Source organism: Microbacterium sp., from assembly GCF_052102115.1.
Lineage (GTDB): Bacteria > Actinomycetota > Actinomycetes > Actinomycetales > Microbacteriaceae > Microbacterium.
Map to the genome: position 1 here is coordinate 1,973 of NZ_JBQDVP010000108.1, position 2,037 is coordinate 4,009.

The 2,037-nt window shown below is 67.9% G+C and carries 1 protein-coding gene; it reads left to right on the top strand.

Annotation, left to right across the window (positions count from 1 at the left end; genetic code table 11):
* Positions 1–103 precede the first annotated feature (103 nt).
* Positions 104–2,017: a GAF domain-containing protein gene (locus tag ACTICP_RS16045; protein WP_441894073.1), complete on the top strand. Its 1,914-nt coding sequence runs from the start codon at positions 104–106 to the stop codon at positions 2,015–2,017.
* Positions 2,018–2,037 lie beyond the last annotated feature (20 nt).

The following is a 2,037-nucleotide window of genomic DNA, read 5'->3' on the forward strand; positions in this document are numbered from 1 at the left end:
GCCGAGGAGCAGCGCTGAAAGCACTCCGTCCATCCGGGAAGCTGGCATGCTCGACACGGGGGATGTACGCACTGTCGCACATGCCGGCGAGGAAGGAGCCCGGATGAAGGAGGATGCGGAGGCGATCGCCGCGCTGCTGGATGCCGCTTACGATCCCGATCTCGTGGGACCCACCGCCGCGAGCGATGCTCTGCGATTCATCGGCGCTTCTGGAGCAGATGAGTCTGCCCTCGCCGAACGCGTCGGTCGTTCGCAGCGTGAGCTCTCACGCCTGCGCCGCAGAGAGCATGAGTTGTCTGCCCTGTTCTCCAGCGCGCGTGAGCTCGCCGAACTGCGTGACATCGACGCCGTACTCGCGCGGCTGGTTCAGCGTGCACACGAGATGATGGGCGCCGACTTGGCGTATCTGTCGGAGTTCGAACCCGACACGCGTGAGCTGCGCGTGCGCGTGACGAGCGGCGCCGTCGGCGAGCCGTTCCGGCACCTGCGGGTCACTCCGCGGCACGGTCTGGCGAGCGCGATCGTCGAGTCGCGGGCACCGCACTGGATCGCCCGCTACGACGATTACGCAGACGAGCACAACGTTCGCTACGCCCCGCCGCTGCACGACGCTGTCTCATCCGAGGGGCTCGTATCGCTGCTGGGCGTTCCCATGCTCTCGCGCGATGACGTGCTCGGTGTGCTGTTCGTCGCGACCCGCGAAGAGACCAATTTTGCTCCCGAACAGATCTCGCTTCTCGCTGCCCTCGCCGACCACGCCTCGGTCATCCTGCAGACGACCCAGCTGCTAGCCGACTCCCAGAGGTCGGCAACCGACGCGCGGGATGCTCTGGCCAGACTCACCGACCATCTGAAGGAGCGCGATCGATCGAACACGGTGCACCAAGAGCTCGTGCAGGCCGTGCTCGCCGGCGGTGGATTCGGGCCGGTCGCCGAGACGCTCTCGTCCGCGCTCGGACGGGCCGTGGCGATCCTCGATGACCAGGATCAGATCATTGCCGCCGCGGGACTCCCCCTGGCTCCCGACATGCTGGAACCGGATGCCGAGGTTCACGATGCGATCGCCGAGAGCCGCCGCTCCGGGCACTGCGTCGCCGTCACCGGGTCGGGGGTGCGTGCGGTCGCCGCGCTCACTGCCGGCAAACGGCACTTCGGCGCGATGCTGCTCGGCGACGGCGAGTTCGACCTGGGATCGGTGGACTTCCGCACGATCGAACGCGCGGCGCAGGTTGGTGCCCTGCTTGAGCTGCAGCAGGAGGCGGCATCGGGCGCGGATCAGCGCGTGCGCAGCGAACTGATCACCGATCTTCTCGACGACATCCCCGAGCGCCGGTTGGATGTGGAACGGCGGGCGCGCCGGCTCGGCGTCGATCTGCAGACGCTCGACACGCTGCTGCTCCTGGCCGTCCCCGGGGATCAGCAGACTGCTGCCGCACGCGCCCTCAGCCGCGATCTCGACGAGCACACTCTGGTCGGTGAGTACCGCGGCTACATCGTCGTGGCGCACTCCTCTGCGCGGGACGCTCTCGAACCCGAGCGACTGCGTCAGCGCGTGGAGGCGTCGATCCAGCATCCGGTTTCGCTCGTCGTCCCGCGACCCGAGACAGCCTCACTGCCGGACGCGTTCCTCTCGGCGATGCGCACCGCCCGATTGCTCACGGCGCTGGAGGTCACCGGCATGACGGTGCAGGTCGACGATTTCCTGCCCTATTCGGCGATCCTTGACACGGACTCGAAAGCACTGGGAACGTTCCTGCGCGACACGATCGGGGCCGTGCGCGCCTACGACGCCGAGCGCGGCGCCGACCTGCTGGGCACGCTGCGCGCTTTTGTGCGGAACAACGCCAGCCCGACCCGTACCGCCCGGGCGCTGAACTTCCACACCAACACGATCCTGCAGCGGCTGGACCGCCTTGATCACGTGCTGGGCGCCGATTGGCGGGAGGACGAGCGCATGTTCCGCCTGGGTATCGCCGTGCGTCTGGACGAATTGCGCGAGAGACTGCGACGCCGCTGACCCGTTCAGCGATCCGCTTC